Origin of the sequence: Corynebacterium sp. HMSC077G07, assembly GCF_001809225.1 — a bacterium.
In the GTDB taxonomy this organism is placed as follows: Bacteria; Actinomycetota; Actinomycetes; order Mycobacteriales; family Mycobacteriaceae; genus Corynebacterium; species Corynebacterium jeikeium_D.
Window position 1 is genome coordinate 1 of record NZ_KV796525.1, and the last position, 18,324, is coordinate 18,324.

The window sequence follows — 18,324 nt, forward strand, 5'->3', positions numbered from 1 at the left end:
GGCCACGCTGACCTCCGAATACATTACACACATGCCCCTATTTAAGCGAATCCGCTGGTAGAACCTGGAAAACGAATCACTTTAGTTAACTCTGTATGCCAGATTTGAGCCTTCCTACGGCTCGGGCGCTACTTTTCAGCAACTCAGCAATTGACCAATTACTTAGTCAGAGCCGCCTTGTCACCTGCGAGTCGTCGCCAAGCAGTGGCAGACGCGACCCCCATCAGCGCACCCGCACCCAGAAACACGCTGCCTGCACCCATCGCGGTAGCACCCAAACCAGCAACCGGCGGCAGGATGACCTGCGCCAAGCGGTTACCCATCAGTCGGATGGATAGCGCCTGAGCGCGCACCTCGGCATCCACCAGGGAGCTCACCCACGTCATTGACATGGGCATGACAAAACCCCACGCCAAGCCACAGATACCAACCGCGACAACCATCAGCCACGCACTCTGTAGCCACGGCATTGCCAAAAGCGGCAGGACACCGGCACAAACTGCAATGATAAGGACTCGATTGCGATTAGCTCGGTGCAAAACAGTCGGCATGAGGGCTCGGGAAATAATCGCGAGGCCACTACGCGCACCAAGGATTACCGTCACCTCGGCAACACTAAAGCCCAGTTCGCGTCCCAGCACCGGCACATATGCCGTCAACAGGTCAATGGCTACGATGACCGCAATTGATACAGCCATGGCGCTGGACATGCCGTCGATACGCAGGATGCTTAAGACCGATGCGCCGCTGGCTTCGGCCTGCCCCGGCCGCCTCTCGTCCATCCGGCTGCGGTCGCTAACAGTCGACGCCGGGGATTGCTCAGTTGAGCTAGCAGCTTGCACTTCGGCGGCTGCATTCGCTTCGTGCCGTCGATAAGCAGTTGCGACCGGCCAGCCGATGACCAGGGCGACCGCGCCGATTCCCGTCATCACCCAGAGCGCGAAAGTTGTAGCGGTCATAGTGCTGCCGTCGTGGTTGGGAGTGAGCAGACCTGCACCGACAATGCCGAGGAACTGCCCGACGGAAATTCCGAGCGTGAAATAAGCAAAGAGGCTATCGAGCCCGGCGACGCCGCCACGCAGGTGCGAAACCATGCCTTGAGCGGCGATGAGCGTGGTCATGTGGGCAAAACCCAGGGCCACGTAGCCGAGCAGAAGAATAGGTAGGTTCGGCGAGAGCGCCATTACTGCTGCCGCGATGACGGTGGCGACGAGACCGGAGTACATGACTTCGGTGGCGCGATGACTGTCGACAAGCTTGCCGGCGGGAAGCGCAATAATAAGAGGTACAAGTGAAAATGCGGCAGTGAACCAGCCGACGGTGGCGGCGGAACCGCCAAAATCGAGGACTCGCCAAGAAAGCAGCACGCGACCGCCGTTGAAAACCGCTTGTCCCAACACAGTAATGAGAACCAATAGGCCGAACCAGCGTCTCATACCTGTTTGTAACTCCCCTTCTCCTGTGTGGTCGTACTCTTCGCGGGGCGATTTCTTTGCACGTCAATACCTAAATTGATCGGTGCCTTCTCGTCGACTCGCACTCCTGCCAACCCGCGAAGAGCGGTCAAAGTGATGCGGCTTATTAAGAATAGTCCCTGAAGTTAAACATGTTTAGCGCATAGAATGAATTATTCGGGCATCCTTGTCGATGTAACCGGTTTGCTTATTTAGTTAATAAAGAATCAGGAATTAGGAGCCATGCTTGAACGCACATTGGTGTTCGTCGATACGTCATATTTATTGGCGAGCTTTTACAACTCGTGGGAAACCGGAGCCCGCGGGCAATTAGAAATCGACCTTAGAGAAGTAGTTAGTGTCCTTGACCGAATGATTAACCAGCAGCTGAACCAGCCAGTTCAGCGGCAACTTTGGTACGACGGCATCCCGGAGTCGGGGCCGCATCGTTACCAGCGCTCACTGCGCACGATCGATGGTGTGCAGCTGCGCGCAGGTCAACTCATTGAATGGGGTGACCGACGGACGCAGAAGGCCGTCGATACTCGGCTCGTCGCAGACATGGTTGTCGCCGGCCTGCGCAACCAAGTTTCCGATATCGTGCTGGTCTCGGGCGATGCGGACATGCTGCCCGGCGTCGCTGAGGCTTCGGCTGCCGGTGTGCGTGTGCATCTCTACGGCTTCGGCTGGGACTCCATGTCCGGTGCACTTCGCCATGCCTGCGATTCGACGACAATCCTCGATCCCCGCGAGGACTTCGCCGACGCCATGCAGCTCAATGTCCTCGAAGGCCCAATCCCGCCGGTCGTCCGCACGAATAAGCCGCTGGGCGATGCCGAACCAATCGAAGATCTCGGCGCTACCTGCGTGCCGGATACGCGCATCACTCCTCCGGGCGAGGGCTCGCTTGACGACGGCACGGAGAACACTCCCTCCGCCGCCGACGGTGACGCTGCTTCGCCGGAGGCCGGCACTCCGGAGGTTCCGCAGGACCAGCGCGTTGTGCCATCCCCCACGGCTGACAGCGACTCCGACTGTCGCAGCGAAGACAATGCCGCAGCCACGCCGACGGCCAAGGCCGACTCGCCGAAGTTCAACGAGGTCGAGCACGCGGCCAAGATGGGTGCCCGGGAAATCCCGGCGCAGGCTGAGCACCGCGCTGAGGTAGAGCGCACCGGCGGTTCGGAAGCTACACGGGTGGATTCCGCTGCTTCGGGCGTTTCGGCTGCCTCACCAGCGCAGCCAACGCAGCCAGCACAGCCTTCTCCAGCGACCATGCCCGGCGCGACAGTCAACACTGGCAGTGGGGCTGGTAACGACACTGTGAACAACACCGGAGCCGAGCATGCAGGCGCGTCTGCCTCCGATTCCGCGTCGTCGACTGCAACCGGCAGTGGGGAGTCGGCGACGGAGTCGTCGACAAGCGAAGACGGTGCCAACACGAGTACGCCGAAACCAAGCCCGCGGCCGAATCCTTCGATGATGGCGCCAAGGAGGAAGCTGCGTAGTCGATACGTGCCCCTGCCGAACGAGGTGTGGGCATCCGCGGGTTTTCAGACGCCGTTCGATGTGGGACAGCAGTACGCGAACTGGTGGTACGAGAATATTGCAAACGAGCAGGCGCGCGATAGTGCCCACTTGCTCTCTGGTGGTGGGCTGCCACCGGACATTGATCGTCCGCTGCTGCAGTTTGCGTGCGAAACCCTGCACGAATACACGCTGACGGAGACGCAGCGCGTCAATCTGCGCGATGGTTTCCACGCCGGTATCCGCGGAGTGCTGCTCGCGCGGAAGAACGGCGAATTGGAGTAATAGCGCGCCTCACGGATTCGGCAGTTTCGGTGGCTTCAGCACTGCTGGCGCTACTGTCGCTGCTGGCGCTGCTGGTGCGAGAAAGTGTCGGGGTTTATGTCAGTTTAGGGTGGTTTTTCCCGCTCAAACTGACATAAACCCCGACACTTTCTTGTTGACGATTGTTGGCAACTGGTGAACGCTACTTCGCTTCGTCTGCGTCCGTTGTGGTGTCCTCAACGGCCTCAACGGACTCGGCGGACTCGGCGGCCTCCAGCTCGCCGGCGTTATCCTTCGCGGCAGAACCGGATTCGAGAGCAGCGTTTTCATTATTCATCTGGGCACGAATTTCGGCCAGACGCATGTCAGCAGCGGCATCGCGAGTCGAAGTCTCGATCTCAGCCATACGACCTGCCTGTGAGGATTCCGCGAGCTCCTGAGCGCCCAACGCATTGGCGTAGCGGCCTTCAATCTTCTCACGGACCGAATCCAAAGTCGGCACATTCGGATCCTCGGAAATACCCTGCATGCTCTGGAGAGTCTTCGACGCGGTCTCTTGCATCTTGGCCTGATCGGCCTGCGACTCCAGCTTGCGGATATCCTGCTTAATCTGCTCGTAGCGAGCCTGCGACTGCTGCGCCTGACGCTGTGCCTCCTCAGCAGCAGATACGGCCTGCTGGTGGAGCTGCGTAGTATTTTCCAGCTCCTTTTCAACATTCACCAGCTGGGTGGCAAACACCTCAGCAGTGCTTTCCATCTTCTGTGCAGTGGCCTCATCGCCCTTGGCACGAGCTTGATCCGCATTGGCGAGTGCCTGCCGGGTGTTCTCGGTAATCTTGTCACGCTCAGAGGTCAACCGCCCCAGCTGCATTTCCAGCTGATTGCGGTTGCCGATGATAGCCGCAGCCTGACGCTGAATCTCCTGATGGCGCTGACGCTCGGCCTCAGCTGCCTGTGCAATCTGAACCTTAGGATCCGCATTGTCCTCGATCTTCTTATCGAACGAAGACATCATGTACTTCCAGCCCTTGGCAAATGGATTAGCCATGCAAATCCAACCTTCCTCAACATATGCGGAATAACTAATCGGAACCGAGAAGATTCCATCTCTTAAAAAATTGTACGTGAGCTAGCTCGCTCTCTCTCGGCAAACGGAAAGAGCTGGTTACCGACAAGCAAGACTCCCCCAGAGTTGTAAACTCTCTAAACATGGTTCATTGCCCTCAACGCACGTACCGCGGACTGGCCGCGAGTCTCGCCGCGGTAATTACTCTGTCAGCAACTGCGCCGCTGGCTAACGCGACAGTCACCGCAACTGCTGACTCCACCGATACCGGTGCATTTTCGCAGGTAGTCGTAGCAGCTCCATCGTCAACGGAGCCGGCTAAGCCCTCCGACGCAAAAACCAAGAAGACCACCGAAAAGCCAACTGAAAAGGCTCCCGAGAAGAGCACAGGGCGAACCGCAGAGAAGTCGGCGGAACAGTCGGCTGAGAAGTCGACCGAGAAAACCTCTTCACCGACATCGGAAACGTCCTCGACGGAGCCGTCGGAAAGCACTGTGAAAAGTGAGCCGAAGGAGTTTCCCCCACTTGTGCCAGGGGCGAAGACCCAGTGGGGCCTTGGCGTGCAAACTCGTCTCGACGAAGTGACTGAGAAGTTCGACGCTAAGGGCGGCATGCTCGGCATGGGCATTCTGGATCGCCAGACCGGTGAGTTCATCTGCAACTCACACTGTGATGATGTTTTTCGCCTCGCCAGCCTGATGAAGGTATTCGTCGCCGACGTTGTGGCCTATTCCAACTACACGCAGCCGAAGAAGGGCGAGATTGTCGCTGGCCAGGGTGATATGCCGGTTGAGGGCAACCCCGACGCCATGCTGCGCGACGACATGATTCGATACTCCAACAACGAAGCAACTGACGAGCTGTGGGATTCCTACGGCGGTGTACGCATCGTTGACAATGTCCGACAGCGCTACGGCCTCTCGGATAAGACTGTCGGCTCACCTATGTGGGGAGCCACCACCAGTACGCCAGCCGACATGGTTGCCTACTTTGACCGGATGCTGAGCGAAGAAGGCGGGCTGAGCGACACGGAGACCAAATACATGCGTCAGCTGATGTACTCACTGCCGCGCTACTCCTACGGCGATGCAGACCAGAACTTCGGTCTGCGTGCAGCGCTACCGAAGGAAACGATTGCCAACAAGTCCGGTTGGTACGAAGAGCAGCACACCACTGCCGGATTCCTTGGCGACGATGACCGTTACGCTATCGCGGTTCTGGGCAAAAACCTGACCGCCAACGAACTCACCGAAGCTGTCAAGCACGTGTTCCCAGACGGGCAGGTTCTGCCAACAGGTGAGAAGGAGACAAAGCACGCCCGCACCAGCGCACCACTGTCGATTGAGGAGGACTCAAACAAAGTCGCTCCAGCCCTGTGGGCGCTAGTAGCAGCACTCGCTGGCTTTGGTATTGGCTGGCTCATTCGTGGCCAGCGCGCGGACTAGATACAAAAAGCCCCCGCGCGCTTGAGGGCTAGTTCAGGCGCGGGGGCTTACGCGGAAGTGCTCCAAGTCGGAAAACGCACAGTATGCGGGCTGAACCGCAGAGTTTACTCGGTAGCGCTATCCTGTGCGGCCTGCTCGGCAATTTGCGCACGGACATCATCCATGTTCAGCTCCGAAGCCTGGCCAACCAGATCGCTCAGGGCGGCCTCCGGCAGCACACCAGAGTGCTGGAACAGCAGGATTCCCTCGCGGAAAACAAACAGCGTCGGAATCGACTGAATGCCCAGGGCCGCCGAAACCTCCTGGTTGGCATCGGTGTCCAGCTTTGCGAACACTACCTCTGAGTGCTTCTCCGAAGCCTTCTCATAAATCGGGGCGAACTGGCGGCACGGACCGCACCAGGATGCCCAGGCATCAACGAGCACAATGTCGTTGTTCTGAATAGTCTCAGCGAAAGTCTCGTTCGTAATATCAACAGTTGCCATGGGTCTAACTCCTCTTACTCTTTAACGTCGTGTTCTAACTTCACGTTCTTTACGTAGGTTTTTACCCGTTAGTCTCCCACAACGCACGCGGGGGTCGTTTCATTCCCGCCGGGTTCGCGGGAACGTCGTAAAGCGGCGCGTGCTAGTGGTTGATGCGGACAGTGTTGGCCTGTTTACCCAGGCCATCGATGGTGATGACCATTTCCTGGCCATCCTGAAGGTAGGTCTGCGGGCTCATGCCGTGGCCAACACCCGCCGGCGTTCCCGTGGAGATGACATCGCCCGGGTTCAGCTGCACGAACTGTGAGATGTAGGCGATCAACTTTGCCGGGGAGAAAACAAGGTCCGCAATCGGTGCATCCTGGCGCAGCTCTCCGTCGACGTATGTGCGCACCCGCGCGGAGTCCGCATCGAAAGCATCAGCCGTGAGCATCCACGGCCCGAAAGCACTGGCGCGCTGCAACGTCTTCCCCTGTAGCCACTGCGCGGTGGCATACTGGAAATCGCGCTGGGTGAAGTCATTCATAATCGCGTACCCAGCGATAGCGTCCTGCGCCTGCTCCTCCGACACCCGCAAGCAGGTCTCACCGACGATAACCGCGAGCTCGCCTTCGTAATCGAGCTTCTCCGCGCAGGCCTCCGGCACTCGGATATCATCCTTCGCGCCAGCGACGGCATCGGCAAACTTTGCGAATAACGTCGGCACCTCGGGGCGCTGGTGCCCCATCTCGTCGATGTGCGCGGCATAGTTCAGGCCGACGCAGACAATCTTGCCCGGCCGCGTAATCAGCGGTGCGAACGCCCACGCGCTCTCCGCCATGACGTTGTCAGGGTTGTTCCCCGCCTCCGCCAAGAGTTCTTCCGCTTCACGACGCCACGTTGGCCGCGCTAACACATCTCCGAGACAGTGGTCATCAAAAAGGACCGCTACCCCGTCGCCGAGAACAGCGGCGCGGGTTGCACCCTGATATCGCAACGTTGCTAGACGCATGGCTTTCTCATTTCTTCATGGCTATTCTCTGTGTCACTTCTGCCGCCTGATCGGCTCCCGGTTCCACGCTACCGCCTTGTTGAGCTGAATTAGGAAGCAGGTTCGCTCTTAGGCTGCCGCGGAGCCTCGCCTTCAGGCAGGGAAGAAGGATTCTGACTGCGCTGAAGGGCACGCTGCCCCGGCGTAGTCATGCGCACTACCCACGCAGGACGGACAAAGAGCCACCCGGCACCGATGGCAAGCAGCAACCTGTGCAGACCAAGACACAGCATCGCCGCAATGATAGTCACCAGCGGCGTCATGATGACCAAATGTGGGTCCTTCGGCAGAATGAGGTCACAAATAATCATGACCACAACCAACATTGGAATGTGCATGAGGAAGATAGGCAGCGTTCGGCCGCCAACCTTTTCAAAGGGCACAACTAGGCGAGTGTTCTGCAGCATCGCCATAATATTGATTGCAGCCAGTGCGCCAGTGGTGGACAGGTACACGCGGGTGAAGCCGACGTTGCCTTCGTTAAAGCTCGAGTAGGTCGCCTGCACCCAGATCGCCACCGACAGGAACGCCGTCAGCGTCACTAGCAGTGAGAGGCCGCTGCGACGCTGTGCCATCCGGAAAATCCAGGGCGCACCGTACATGCCCAGCACGTAGAAGAACAGCATCTTGGTGACAAAGTCCCACGACCAGCTGGACGAGGCAAAAGGTGCCCATGCACTAATGAGGCCTGTAACGATGAGCTGAATCACCGGATGTACCCAGCGAAATGCTCGTGTGAGAATTGCGAACAGCGCCAGCGCCCACAGGAACCAAAGGTAGGAAGTTGGTTCGATGATCGCGTGAAGCGTGTTGTAAATTCGCGGCCCCCACGCGCTGTGGTCCGTGATCGGCGGCGGAGATACTATGCCATCGGCATCCACGTGCGTATACGGCATGAGGAAAAGCACGAAGTCACGCAGTGGAACCCAAATCACGTAGAGATAGACCATCACCCAGATTCGGCGATTGGCTAACTTATGCCACGACTCCTTAAGTGCCTTGCCGGCGAACAGCCCAGATAGCAGGAAAAACAGCGGCATACGGATTGGTCCGAGGAAGAAGTTAATCCCCGCCCACTGCGCCGTGTAGTAACCGTGCGCTTGCAGCTCTGTGATGGCATGGCCAAGCACAACTAAAAGAATGCACAGCCCCTTAGCCGCATCTACCCAACCGACGCGCTGTTTCGGCGCACTCTTCTGCCTTTTCGCTTTGGCCTCCGCTGCCACGGGAGCGGCAGTTGGTGACATAGTGCTTCCCCGCTTCCCGACGACTCCGCGTAACCCTCAAAACCTTCAAAACCATCAACGCACGAAAACTCGCCCTATTGACTGTCACTCACCTTACCTAGCCACCCGGATTGCACTAATTCTGGGTGGCTAGGCCAGGCACCTAGAGAGAACCGCTGGGCTCCTCCGCCAGGTTGGCGAACCTGGAGTAATGCAGCTGGTGGGCCACAGCAATGCTTCCGGTCGGTCCACCACGGTGCTTTGCGACGATAATATCCGCCTCACCAGCACGTTCATGGTCAGCCTCCTGCGAGTCCGGCCGGTAAATCAGCATGACGATATCGGCATCCTGCTCCAGCGAACCCGACTCACGCAGGTCCGAGACCTGTGGCTTCTTATCTGTGCGAGCTTCCGGACCACGATTCAGCTGCGAAATTGCAATCAGCGGTACCTCGAGCTCCTTCGCCAACAACTTGAGCTGACGGGAGAACTCCGAGACCTCTTGCTGCCTGGACTCGACTTTTTTACCCGAGCTCATCAGCTGCAGGTAGTCGACCACGATCATCTTCAGATCGTGCTTCTGCTTCAGCTGACGTGCCTTCGCGCGAATTTCCATCATGGTCAGGTTCGGCGAGTCATCAATAAACAGCGGAGCATCACGAATCTTGTCGCCGACCTCGACCAGCTTTGTCCAGTCCCGCTCATCCAGGTCACCGGAGCGCAAAGATGCCATGTTGATCTTCGCCTCTGCGGACATGATGCGCATCATGATTTCATTGCGCGACATTTCCAACGAGAAAATTGCGCTGGTCATGCCGTTGCGAATCGAGGCCGAACGCATGAAGTCCATTGCAAGCGTGGACTTACCCACACCCGGACGGGCCGCAATAATCACCATCTGACCTGGGTGAAGGCCATTTGTCAGCTTGTCCAGGTTGGTAATCCCCGTCGGCACACCCTGCGCCAGACCGCCGTTTTGGGTAATAAGATCCAGTTCCTCCAGCGTGTCATCCAGGACATCGGCGATGGGAACGTAGTCATTCTTCGTGTTCTCACGTCCAACGCTGAAAATGAGCTGCTGCGCCTCATCCACCAGCTGCTCCGGCTCCGTGTCCTCCGCGCCCGCATAGCCAATCTGGGCGATCTTCGTGCCGGCCTCTACCAGGCGACGGATTGTCGCCTTCTCCGCAACAATGCGGGCATAGAACTGCGCATTCGCCGCCGTTGGCACCAGGGAGGCCAAGGTGTGCAGGTACAGCGGACCACCGATGCGCTCCAGGTCTCCAGTTCGATCCAGACGACCTGCCAGCAAAATGGGGTCAATTTCCGAGGACTCACCGTAGAGGTGCAAAATCGCCGAGTAAATCGTCTGGTGCGCCGGTCGGTAGAAATCCTCCGGTGTCAGCTGCTCGTACACATCCGCAACGACCTCTGAGTTCAGCAGCATCGCGCCGAGCACACTCTGCTCCGCCTCGATATTGTGCGGCGGGGTGCGCTCAAAAGTCGCGCCCGCGACCGCACTCGCACGAGCGCCACGACCACGGTCTCGCTCCCAGTCCCGCGCCCCAGATCCGCTTGCCGACGATCCGTTGCCCGAGCTCTGAGAGAAGGAATACTCCTCCGGTGGCGCATCCTCTACCGGCGGTTCCGGGGGCAGCGGAACGTCATCGAAGGAATCATCGTGGGAATTCACCGAGTAGGACGACGCCTCGTCCCCTGCTCCTGAATGACCACCATCACCTACAGGCTGACTCATCGTGAGCAGCTCCTCCCCTTCTGGACCACTTAGGTGCCTTTTCAACCCTGTTGCTGACTGACCGTCACACTCAATATGCCTGTTCCGCCCGCCAGCATTGGACACCTGACTACCTACCGCAGTTATACCTGCTCGAGCGGATTGACGGACCTGTAAAAGTACCCTTTAAGGCCCCAGAAAACAATCCTCGACAGGGGTTATCCCCGAAGTTATCCACAGCACCTGTGGATAAGCCTGGGGAGAACATGTGCACAATCAAGAAAAGTCCAGGTGAACGGTCCGTAACCCTAAACCGCCGCTTGAATGTTAACGGGGGTAGCGGAGTTTCAACCCGAAAATATTCTATCTACGCAGGTCAGTGCGTATTTGCCTTAATCCTGCACAAATGTAATCCTCTGTTACCCCTTTAGCATCGATGCTGCTCATGCGGAGATTATTAACGATGAATTAATAAAAATCTCGTGCACTCCAGAAGAGTTATCCACGGCAGCCAGGCAAGTTACCCACAGGTTTATCCACAGAAATCATTGTTAGCCTGTGGACAAGTCGTAGACGCTCTTTCCAGCACCTGCATAAAAGGCTTTAAACCAGCCTTAAACCACGAAAAGCCCTGACCTTTCACTACGAAAGATCAGAGCTTCACGTGTGCTGTTGTCATTGGGCCTCAGAGCCCGCGCAGTCTTTAAACGCGGTGCTCGTCAGCCGCCGTCAAAGTAAAAACTCTAAACCGCGAACTTACGCGGCGACGACCTGTACGGAAACATGCGCGGTAATCTGCGGGTGCAGCGCGATGTCAACGGTGTGCTTACCAAGGGACTTGATCTGGCTCGGAGCAAGCACGACTGCGCGCTTGTCGATAGCCTGACCGGAAGCCTTACGAACTGCATCGGCGATGTCACCCTTGGTGACAGAACCGAACAGCTTGCCATTTTCCGAAGCCTTCACAGCAACGGAGACGTTGTCGAGCGAATCAATCTTCTGCTTGACTTCACGTGCATGGTCGAGGTCGCGGATAGCGCGAGCCTCCTGGGCACGACGAATGCCCTCGATCTGCTTTTCTGCGCCGCGGGTGGCAACAATTGCCAGTCCGCGAGGAAGCAGGTAGTTACGTCCGTAGCCGGCCTTGACCTCAACGATGTCGCCTGCGACACCGAGCTTGTCAACGTCGGCGGTGAGGATCAGCTTCATGATCCCTGCCTTTCGCTGGATATGTCTTTAAAAGATTATGAGAATTGTGGATGCTAAATCTGCTGCAAACTAGTCACGTAGTGCCGTGGCTGGAAGGAGCTTAGAACGGAGGCTCATCGCCGCCGAAGCCGCCACCGGCCGGAGGAGCTGAGTTCCACGGATCTTCCGCAGGAGCTCCGCCACCAAAACCGCGATCGCCCTGTCCACCCTGGTTGCCCTGGTTTCCACCAAAGCCACCGCCGAAACCACCACCGGCATTTCCGCCCTGGCTGCGGTTGCCGCCGCCAAAGTTTCCACCGCCGTTGCGTGGAGTGCGCGTGACCTGAGCTCGAGCGAACTTCAGGGACGGGCCCACCTCATCGACCTCAACCTCAAAGACGGTACGACGCTCGCCCTCGCGGGTCTCGTAACTGCGCTGGCGCAGACGACCCTGGACGATGACGCGCATGCCCTTGGAGAGACTTTCGACAGCGTTCTCCGCTGCCTCACGCCACAGGCTGCAGGTGAGGAACATGCCCTCGCCGTCAACCCACTGGCCATCTCGGTACACCCGCGGAGTCGACGCGACGCGGAAGTTCGCGACGGCGGTGCCGTTCTGGGTGTACTTAAGCTCCGGGTCAGCAACCAGGTTGCCAACCACCGTGATTTGTACGTCTCCCTGAGCCATGCTTCTTCTCCTCGGTTGTATTCTGTCGAGCTGATGATGGGGCTTTCGCCCGCTATCCTACGGCTTTCGCATTACCGGTGTGCCCCATTCGAGCACTCTGGCTACGCAAATATGACGCAGATTAACGATCAACCCGCAGCACCTTGGTGCGCAGGATGCTGTCGTTCAGATTCAGACGACGGTCGAGTTCCAGCACGGTTGCGGACTCGCAGGTGAGGTCGACGACAACGTAGATGCCGTCTTCCTTCTTCTCGATCGGGTAGGCGAGGTGGCGCTTACCCCAGATGTCCACCTTCTCCACCTTGCCGTTCTCCTTGCGGACAACGTCGAGGTACTTCTCCAGGGACGGGCCTACGGTGCGCTCATCCTGAGACGGATCGATAATAATCATTACTTCGTAGTGACGCACGGACCTCATCACCTCCTATGGTCTAGTTCTTGTATTTCGGCTACACAGCGTGGTGCGCTGGCACTGTCTTTCATGCCAACCGCTATGCAGCAGGAGGATCGTTGCGTCAAGCAACCCTGCCAGGGTACCGCAGGCAGAGGTATATGTCCTAATCGCAGGCGCCATCGGCAAGCAGTACTGGCAAGCGGTGTCAGGGCGCCGAATAGAAAGAGACGCACACAGAGCTACTGCGTGCGCCTCTTTGAATTGTGAAGTTGTCGCGTGCTTGGTGGGCAGTTAACGCTCTAGCAACTGACTACCTGGCCTGCGTCCTACATTGATGTCGAGGAAGCATGTGCCAACGCAATAATCACCGGAATGACTGTCGCGAATAGGAAAGCTGCCAGGCACAGAGCCCAAATGATTGCCGGTTTCCACTTCTGCATGAAGCCCCAAAAGGCCGTGCCGAACATCAGGAAGCCAATCGCGACGCAGACGATGGTGAAAATCACCCACGTGTCCACTTACTGTCCACCTCCAGGGTTACCGGGGTCTCCGCCGCCTTCATTGCCACCGCCGAAACCACCGCCTCCCGGAATCGGGATGGGCAGTAGGTCAGCGATTCCGCCGCCACCGCCTCCGCCATCGCCACCCGGAACCGGAAGCGGTGCAGGCTGCTCCTCGGAGGACTCAGAGGTCGACTCCTCGGCCGACTCCTCTTCTGTGGTCTCCGGGGCATAGCCCTGGTCATAGCCAGAGTCAGAGGTCGACGGCGCCTGGTACTGCGGCGCACCTGCGACACCACCGATTGGCTCCGGCTTGGTGAAGTACTCAAAGTCCTCGTTAGACAGTGCGTTATCCATGGTGTACTTCCACAGATCACCCGGGGTTTGCGAGCCGTACATGATGCCACCATAGGAGTTGTAGAGCGCCGAACCATCGACGTTGCCAACCCACACTGCAGTCGACAGCTGCGGTGTCGAACCGATCATCCACGCATCCTTGTTCTGGCCGGTGTCACCCAACTGCGTAGTACCGGTCTTGGCGGCCGACGGGCGACCACCACTCAAGGGCTTGTTGCTGTAACCGGCAATAGGCTCCATGGCCGATATCATATTGGTGGCCACTGCCTTGGAAACTCGACGGTCGCCCTTGTCAGCGTTGGACTCGTAAACAATCTCGCCCTTGGAGTTTTCGACCTTCTCTACGAAGTGAGTCTGCTGATAGACGCCATCGTTAGTCAGGGTAGCCAGACCAACGGCCATATCCAGCGGACGTGAGAGGTACTGACCCAGGGCGATACCGTCCTGCGAGTGACCGTTGTCGTCCATCAGAGTCTTTTCAATACCCGGGATGGACTCAGCCACGCCCAGACGATGAGCCATTTTGGCGGTGTCATCCGGACCATTCTTCAGGTCGCGCTGCAGGCGAATAAACGGGGTGTTCAGCGACTGCTTCAGGGACTCATAAAGCGGAAGCACGCCACCGCCGGCACCGCCGTCGTTGTGCAGAGTGACGTTACCGGACTGCACAGGTGCCGAAGAGTACTGCGCGGTCAGTGGAATACCTTGATCGAGAGCTGCTGCCAGCGCAAAAATCTTGAAAGTAGAGCCGGTCTGCAGACCGCTGTTTGCGTAGTCCCAACCAGTCGGATCGTCGCCACCGTAGTAGGCGCGGACAGCACCGGTCTTCGGCTCCACCGAAACGATGGCGGCACGCAAACCCGTTGACTGATCGACGTAGTTTTCCATCGCATCCAGGGCAGCCTGCTGCACCGTCGGGTCAATGGTCGTCGTAATGCGTAGACCGCCAGTGTTGACCTCCTGCTCGGAGATACCTTCGCGCTCCAACTCAGCCAGAACCTGATTCTTAATCATGGCAGCCGGGCCGGGCTCCGGAGCCTGCTTCGGCGCCAACGCCGGATCGATGGTCTCCGGGTACTGCATTCCCGCGCGGTCCTGCGGCGAGACGATGTTCATCTCCACCAGGCCATCGAGGACGTAGTTCCAACGCTGCTCAGCCTCCGGGCGGTTAGTCCACGGATCCAGTGCAGATGGACGCTGAATCGAGGCTGCCAGCACAGCACCCTCTTCGGCATTCAGCTCACCGACTTCCTTACCGAAGTAGGCCTTCGACGCTGCCGCGATACCGTATGCGTTACGACCAAAGTAAATCGTGTTGAGGTAGGCCTCAAGGATTTCGTCCTTAGTCCACTCCCGCGCCATCTTCGCCGACATGACCAGCTCCTTGGCCTTACGGGTCAGCGTGCGCTCGTTGCCCACCACAGCATTCTTGACGTACTGCTGCGTAATGGTCGAGCCGCCACCGGCACTGGAATTACCAGTCACGACTCCCAGAGCCGCACGGGCATAACCAGTCAAGGAAAAACCCGGGTTGGTATAGAAATCACGATCCTCAGCTGCCAGCACTGCATTGCGTACAGCATCCGGCACCTTGTCGATAGTGATGTTGCTTCGGTTACCGCCCTCCGGGACGATGCGCGTGATTTCCTTTTCACCAGAACGGTCATAAATCACCGCAATCTGGCTATTGGCCAACTCCTCTGGCTCCGGCACGTCCGTTGTCGCATAAGCAACACCGAACACAACTACCGGCAACAGCACGACCAGCGCCACGGCTAGACCGAGCCACGCTAAAATTCGCCGCTTATTATCAGTCGGCTGTTCTTCTTGCGCCATCGAGCTTTCCTCTTCATGGTCATCTGGTTCAAGGTCATCTGGGGCGTACTGCCCCTTCTCCGGGTCCGGCTCGCTTGCCGACGTCATCTCTGAACCGGTAGCCAGACCCTCGTCATTGCCACCGACCGAAACAGCATCAATGCTGTCGCTGGAATCGTCGTCAAGCGATGCGTCATCGGAGCGTGCGTGCGTATTGAAGGAATCAGCATCCGGCTGATCCCACCACTCGCCTGATGAATTAGAACCCTGGCCCTCGTGAGGGCTGTTAGGACCGCCTGGGCTATCGGGTCGATCATTGCTCACGGGTGCTCTCCCTAGTTTTCTGACTCTTCTCGAGCTGCCTGAAGTGTCCGGGTCAGGAAACTCCACTTGCAGTCGGGGCACACCTCAACTTCTTTGACGGTGCACGAACCATATTCATTAACTATTGCGGATAATTCGTTTTCAGTACAAGCAGAGCCGGAACGACGGCCCAAGTTTTCTCCGAACACCCAGAATACGAGTCGGAGGTCGAATTTGCGACATACTGGGCACTCTTCCTGGGACTTTCTGCCGTGAAAACGCGCGGCAGCGACCAGCCGAGCATCGGCATCACAGAGTGATTTCCGTGAAATCTCCCCTACACGCCACTGCTCCAATAACTGCTTCTTGAACAAGGAGTGATCAATCTCGCCCTGCCATGTCATCACGAAGACAGATTAGCAGGCTCGTGCGGGCTGGTTTCACCCCCGCTTTATCGGTAAACACATGCCCCCTCACGGTTCGGGCATCGGCAAACAACGCATAAAGGTATAACGTCACGCTCGTTACCTCAATGCGCGCACCCACTCACGGCCGCACCGCTGGCGCAAGGCCCTGGTGCGGGGTTCTGATGCTAGGTCTTGATGCGAGTTCCCGGTGTGAGTTCCCGGCGCGAGGTCAAAGCCTCCGAGCACATAGTTTCAAGGAGAATTACTAAATGAGTTCAATTCGCGTCGCTATCGTCGGCGTCGGCAACTGCGCCTCTTCCCTGGTGCAGGGTGTCGAGTTCTACCGCGATGCAAAGCCCGATGAGACCATTCCTGGCCTCATGCACGTCGTCTTCGGCGACTACCACGTCTCCGATGTCGAGTTCGTCGCAGCTTTCGACGTTGACGACAAGAAGGTCGGCAAGGACCTCTCCGAGGCCATTGTTTCCTCCGAAAACTGCACCATCAAGATTGCCGATGTCCCGACTCTCGGCGTTGAGGTTCAGCGCGGCCCGACCCTGGATGGCGTTGGCAAGTACTACGCGGACACCATCGACGAATCCCCGGCTGAACCGGTCGACGTTGTTCAGGCGCTGAAGGATGCCAAGGTCGATGTACTGGTCTCCTACCTGCCGGTCGGTTCAGAACAGGCTGACAAGTTCTACGCACAGTGCGCCATTGACGCTGGTGTAGCTTTCGTCAATGCCCTGCCGGTCTTCATCGCTTCCGACCCTGAGTGGGCCAAGAAGTTCGAAGACGCAGGGGTTCCGATTGTCGGCGACGACATCAAGAGCCAGGTCGGCGCAACCATCACCCACCGCGTCATGGCCAAGCTATTTGAGGACCGCGGTGTTCGCCTCGAGCGCACCCTGCAGCTCAACGTCGGCGGCAACATGGACTTCAAGAACATGCTCGAGCGCGACCGCCTCGAGTCCAAGAAGATCTCCAAGACCCAGGCCGTCACCTCCAATCTCACCGGTCCGCTGGCCGGCAAGATCGACGACCGCAACGTCCACATCGGCCCGTCGGACTGGGTGGACTGGCTGGATGACCGCAAGTGGGCCTACGTCCGACTCGAGGGCAAGGCCTTCGGCGAGGTGCCGCTGAACCTTGAGTACAAGCTCGAGGTCTGGGACTCCCCGAACTCCGCTGGCATCATCATCGATGCTGTTCGCGCTGCCAAGATCGCCAAGGATCGCGGCATCGGCGGCCCGGTCTACGCCGCTTCTTCCTACCTGATGAAGTCCCCGCCGAAGCAGCTTGCCGACGATGTTGCGCGAGCACAGCTCGAAGCATTCATCAAGGGCGAAGACTAAAAGGTACAAGCACTCAAAAGTACAAGCGAGCAGCTCCGAGAGCATGTGCCTTGAAAAGTGCCAGCCGGTTACCCATGCGGTAGCCGCTGGCGCTTTTGTGCTTCTCTCTCCCCTATCCTCCCCGCGTCTCTTCCACGCCTTCTCGCCCTACTCGCTGCTGCGCCCATCTCGTCCCCGCCATGGATGCGTGCGCTGCAGTCGTCGTAAAGCAGACAGCAATACACCCGCGAGGATGAATCTGCGAGACATATCACAAGCCAAAAGCATTCGCGAAAGTAGCCGTATGGCTACCTCCAACCCAACGTTCTAAGTACAGAAGAAGTGACACTTTAGGGGGTTTCTGCCAGCACCGAAAAACCTTATACGCAGATAGGTTTAATGTTTTGTACTGGGGTTTTAGATGTTTGGTGGAAAATTCCTGGTGATTTCATCGCCGAAATCACCAGTTGTAGAAAAATAAATAGCACCCCAAATAAATTTCGTATTGGCAACTAGCACTGTTCGCATATAACATCGTCGCTATGACATTATCTTCGGGCTCGATTGGCAATCCTGATGCCGTTACTCCTCTGTCGCTCGCTAAGCGCATTCGCCCTCTCCTGACTCGCGCTGAGCTGCTCTACAGCCGCCGCTCCTCGGAGTCCCAGCTCAGCCGCGCGCAGCTGTCCATCATGATGACCCTGGAGGCACTGGGCGCCTGCCGTATCAGCCAGTTGGCTGAGGCCGAGGCCATCCGCATGCCCACCGCCTCCAACGCCGTGCACCACTTGGAGGTCGCCGGCATGGTGGAGCGCGTCCGCGACAGCAAAGACCGCCGTGGCGTCCGCGTTGAACTGACCGACCGTGGCCGTGAAGAGCTGCACCGTGTTTCTGAAGAGCGCAATCAGCAGATGGCGGAGATGTTCAGCACGCTGACCCAGGAAGAGCTGGAATTTGGTGCTGGTCTTGAGACGATTCTGTCCAAGATCCTCGAAAACTACCCGGAGCACCCAAAGACAAACCCAAGCGTCTAGTCTCTTTTCCAGCTAGCCCTGCCCGCTTTAAGCCCACAGGCAGGATACATAGCTTTTACACGTCCTCGGTGC

Annotated in this window: 16 protein-coding genes; 4 read left to right on the forward strand and 12 right to left on the reverse strand. The window is 58.0% G+C overall.

Features of this window, described 5'->3' with window-relative positions:
* Positions 1–158: 158 nt before the first annotated feature.
* Positions 159–1,436 (reverse strand): MFS transporter, encoded by a 1,278-nt coding sequence (locus HMPREF2562_RS02345; RefSeq protein ID WP_069358885.1) that lies wholly within the window; start codon positions 1,434–1,436, stop codon positions 159–161.
* A 261-nt stretch (positions 1,437–1,697) separates the two neighbouring features.
* Here HMPREF2562_RS02345 and HMPREF2562_RS02350 point away from each other — a divergent pair, with 261 nt between their 5' ends.
* Positions 1,698–3,266, forward strand: a complete 1,569-nt coding sequence (locus tag HMPREF2562_RS02350; RefSeq protein WP_070549570.1) for an NYN domain-containing protein — start codon at positions 1,698–1,700, stop codon at positions 3,264–3,266.
* 181 nt (positions 3,267–3,447) lie between these two features.
* On the opposite strand, the gene HMPREF2562_RS02355 is transcribed toward HMPREF2562_RS02350, so the two are convergent.
* On the reverse strand, positions 3,448–4,293 hold the full coding sequence (locus HMPREF2562_RS02355; protein ID WP_070429053.1) for a PspA/IM30 family protein: 846 nt from the start codon (positions 4,291–4,293) through the stop codon (positions 3,448–3,450).
* A gap of 161 nt (positions 4,294–4,454) precedes the next feature.
* Between HMPREF2562_RS02355 and HMPREF2562_RS02360 the strand changes: the two genes are divergently transcribed.
* Positions 4,455–5,756, forward strand: a complete 1,302-nt coding sequence (locus HMPREF2562_RS02360) for a serine hydrolase (protein ID WP_070549571.1) — start codon at positions 4,455–4,457, stop codon at positions 5,754–5,756.
* A gap of 104 nt (positions 5,757–5,860) precedes the next feature.
* Here the strand turns inward: HMPREF2562_RS02360 and trxA are convergent, their stop codons facing one another.
* The 10 genes from trxA to HMPREF2562_RS10875 form a co-directional block, all read right to left on the reverse strand.
* Positions 5,861–6,241 carry a thioredoxin gene (gene trxA, locus HMPREF2562_RS02365; protein WP_016421700.1) on the reverse strand — a complete coding sequence of 127 codons (381 nt, stop codon included), beginning with the start codon at positions 6,239–6,241 and terminating at the stop codon, positions 5,861–5,863.
* 142 nt (positions 6,242–6,383) lie between these two features.
* On the reverse strand, positions 6,384–7,232 hold the full coding sequence (locus HMPREF2562_RS02370) for a fumarylacetoacetate hydrolase family protein (protein ID WP_016421701.1): 849 nt from the start codon (positions 7,230–7,232) through the stop codon (positions 6,384–6,386).
* Positions 7,233–7,321: 89 nt separating this feature from the next.
* The gene (locus HMPREF2562_RS02375; RefSeq protein ID WP_049189420.1) at positions 7,322–8,518 is read right to left on the reverse strand and encodes an acyltransferase family protein; all 1,197 of its coding nucleotides are present in this window, start codon (positions 8,516–8,518) and stop codon (positions 7,322–7,324) included.
* A 142-nt stretch (positions 8,519–8,660) separates the two neighbouring features.
* Positions 8,661–10,253 carry a replicative DNA helicase gene (gene dnaB, locus HMPREF2562_RS02380; RefSeq protein ID WP_049170075.1) on the reverse strand — a complete coding sequence of 531 codons (1,593 nt, stop codon included), beginning with the start codon at positions 10,251–10,253 and terminating at the stop codon, positions 8,661–8,663.
* Positions 10,254–10,988: 735 nt separating this feature from the next.
* Complete coding sequence (rplI, locus tag HMPREF2562_RS02385) at positions 10,989–11,441, reverse strand: 50S ribosomal protein L9 (RefSeq protein ID WP_005511982.1); 453 nt, start codon at positions 11,439–11,441, stop codon at positions 10,989–10,991.
* 100 nt (positions 11,442–11,541) lie between these two features.
* Complete coding sequence (locus HMPREF2562_RS02390) at positions 11,542–12,108, reverse strand: single-stranded DNA-binding protein (RefSeq protein ID WP_049170077.1); 567 nt, start codon at positions 12,106–12,108, stop codon at positions 11,542–11,544.
* Between the two features lie 121 nt (positions 12,109–12,229).
* Positions 12,230–12,517, reverse strand: coding sequence for a 30S ribosomal protein S6 (gene rpsF, locus HMPREF2562_RS02395; RefSeq protein WP_005511978.1), 288 nt, complete (start codon positions 12,515–12,517; stop codon positions 12,230–12,232).
* A 311-nt stretch (positions 12,518–12,828) separates the two neighbouring features.
* Positions 12,829–13,020 carry a hypothetical protein gene (locus HMPREF2562_RS02400; protein ID WP_016421704.1) on the reverse strand — a complete coding sequence of 64 codons (192 nt, stop codon included), beginning with the start codon at positions 13,018–13,020 and terminating at the stop codon, positions 12,829–12,831.
* A complete protein-coding gene (locus tag HMPREF2562_RS02405; protein WP_070549572.1) occupies positions 13,021–15,498 on the reverse strand; it encodes a transglycosylase domain-containing protein in 2,478 nt (825 codons plus the stop codon).
* A gap of 11 nt (positions 15,499–15,509) precedes the next feature.
* On the reverse strand, positions 15,510–15,881 hold the full coding sequence (locus HMPREF2562_RS10875) for a DUF5318 family protein (protein WP_224784051.1): 372 nt from the start codon (positions 15,879–15,881) through the stop codon (positions 15,510–15,512).
* Between the two features lie 272 nt (positions 15,882–16,153).
* Here HMPREF2562_RS10875 and HMPREF2562_RS02410 point away from each other — a divergent pair, with 272 nt between their 5' ends.
* Entirely contained in the window at positions 16,154–17,239 is a 1,086-nt protein-coding gene (locus tag HMPREF2562_RS02410; RefSeq protein WP_016421706.1) for an inositol-3-phosphate synthase, read from the forward strand.
* A 521-nt stretch (positions 17,240–17,760) separates the two neighbouring features.
* Entirely contained in the window at positions 17,761–18,252 is a 492-nt protein-coding gene (locus HMPREF2562_RS02415) for a MarR family winged helix-turn-helix transcriptional regulator (protein ID WP_016421708.1), read from the forward strand.
* Positions 18,253–18,324 lie beyond the last annotated feature (72 nt).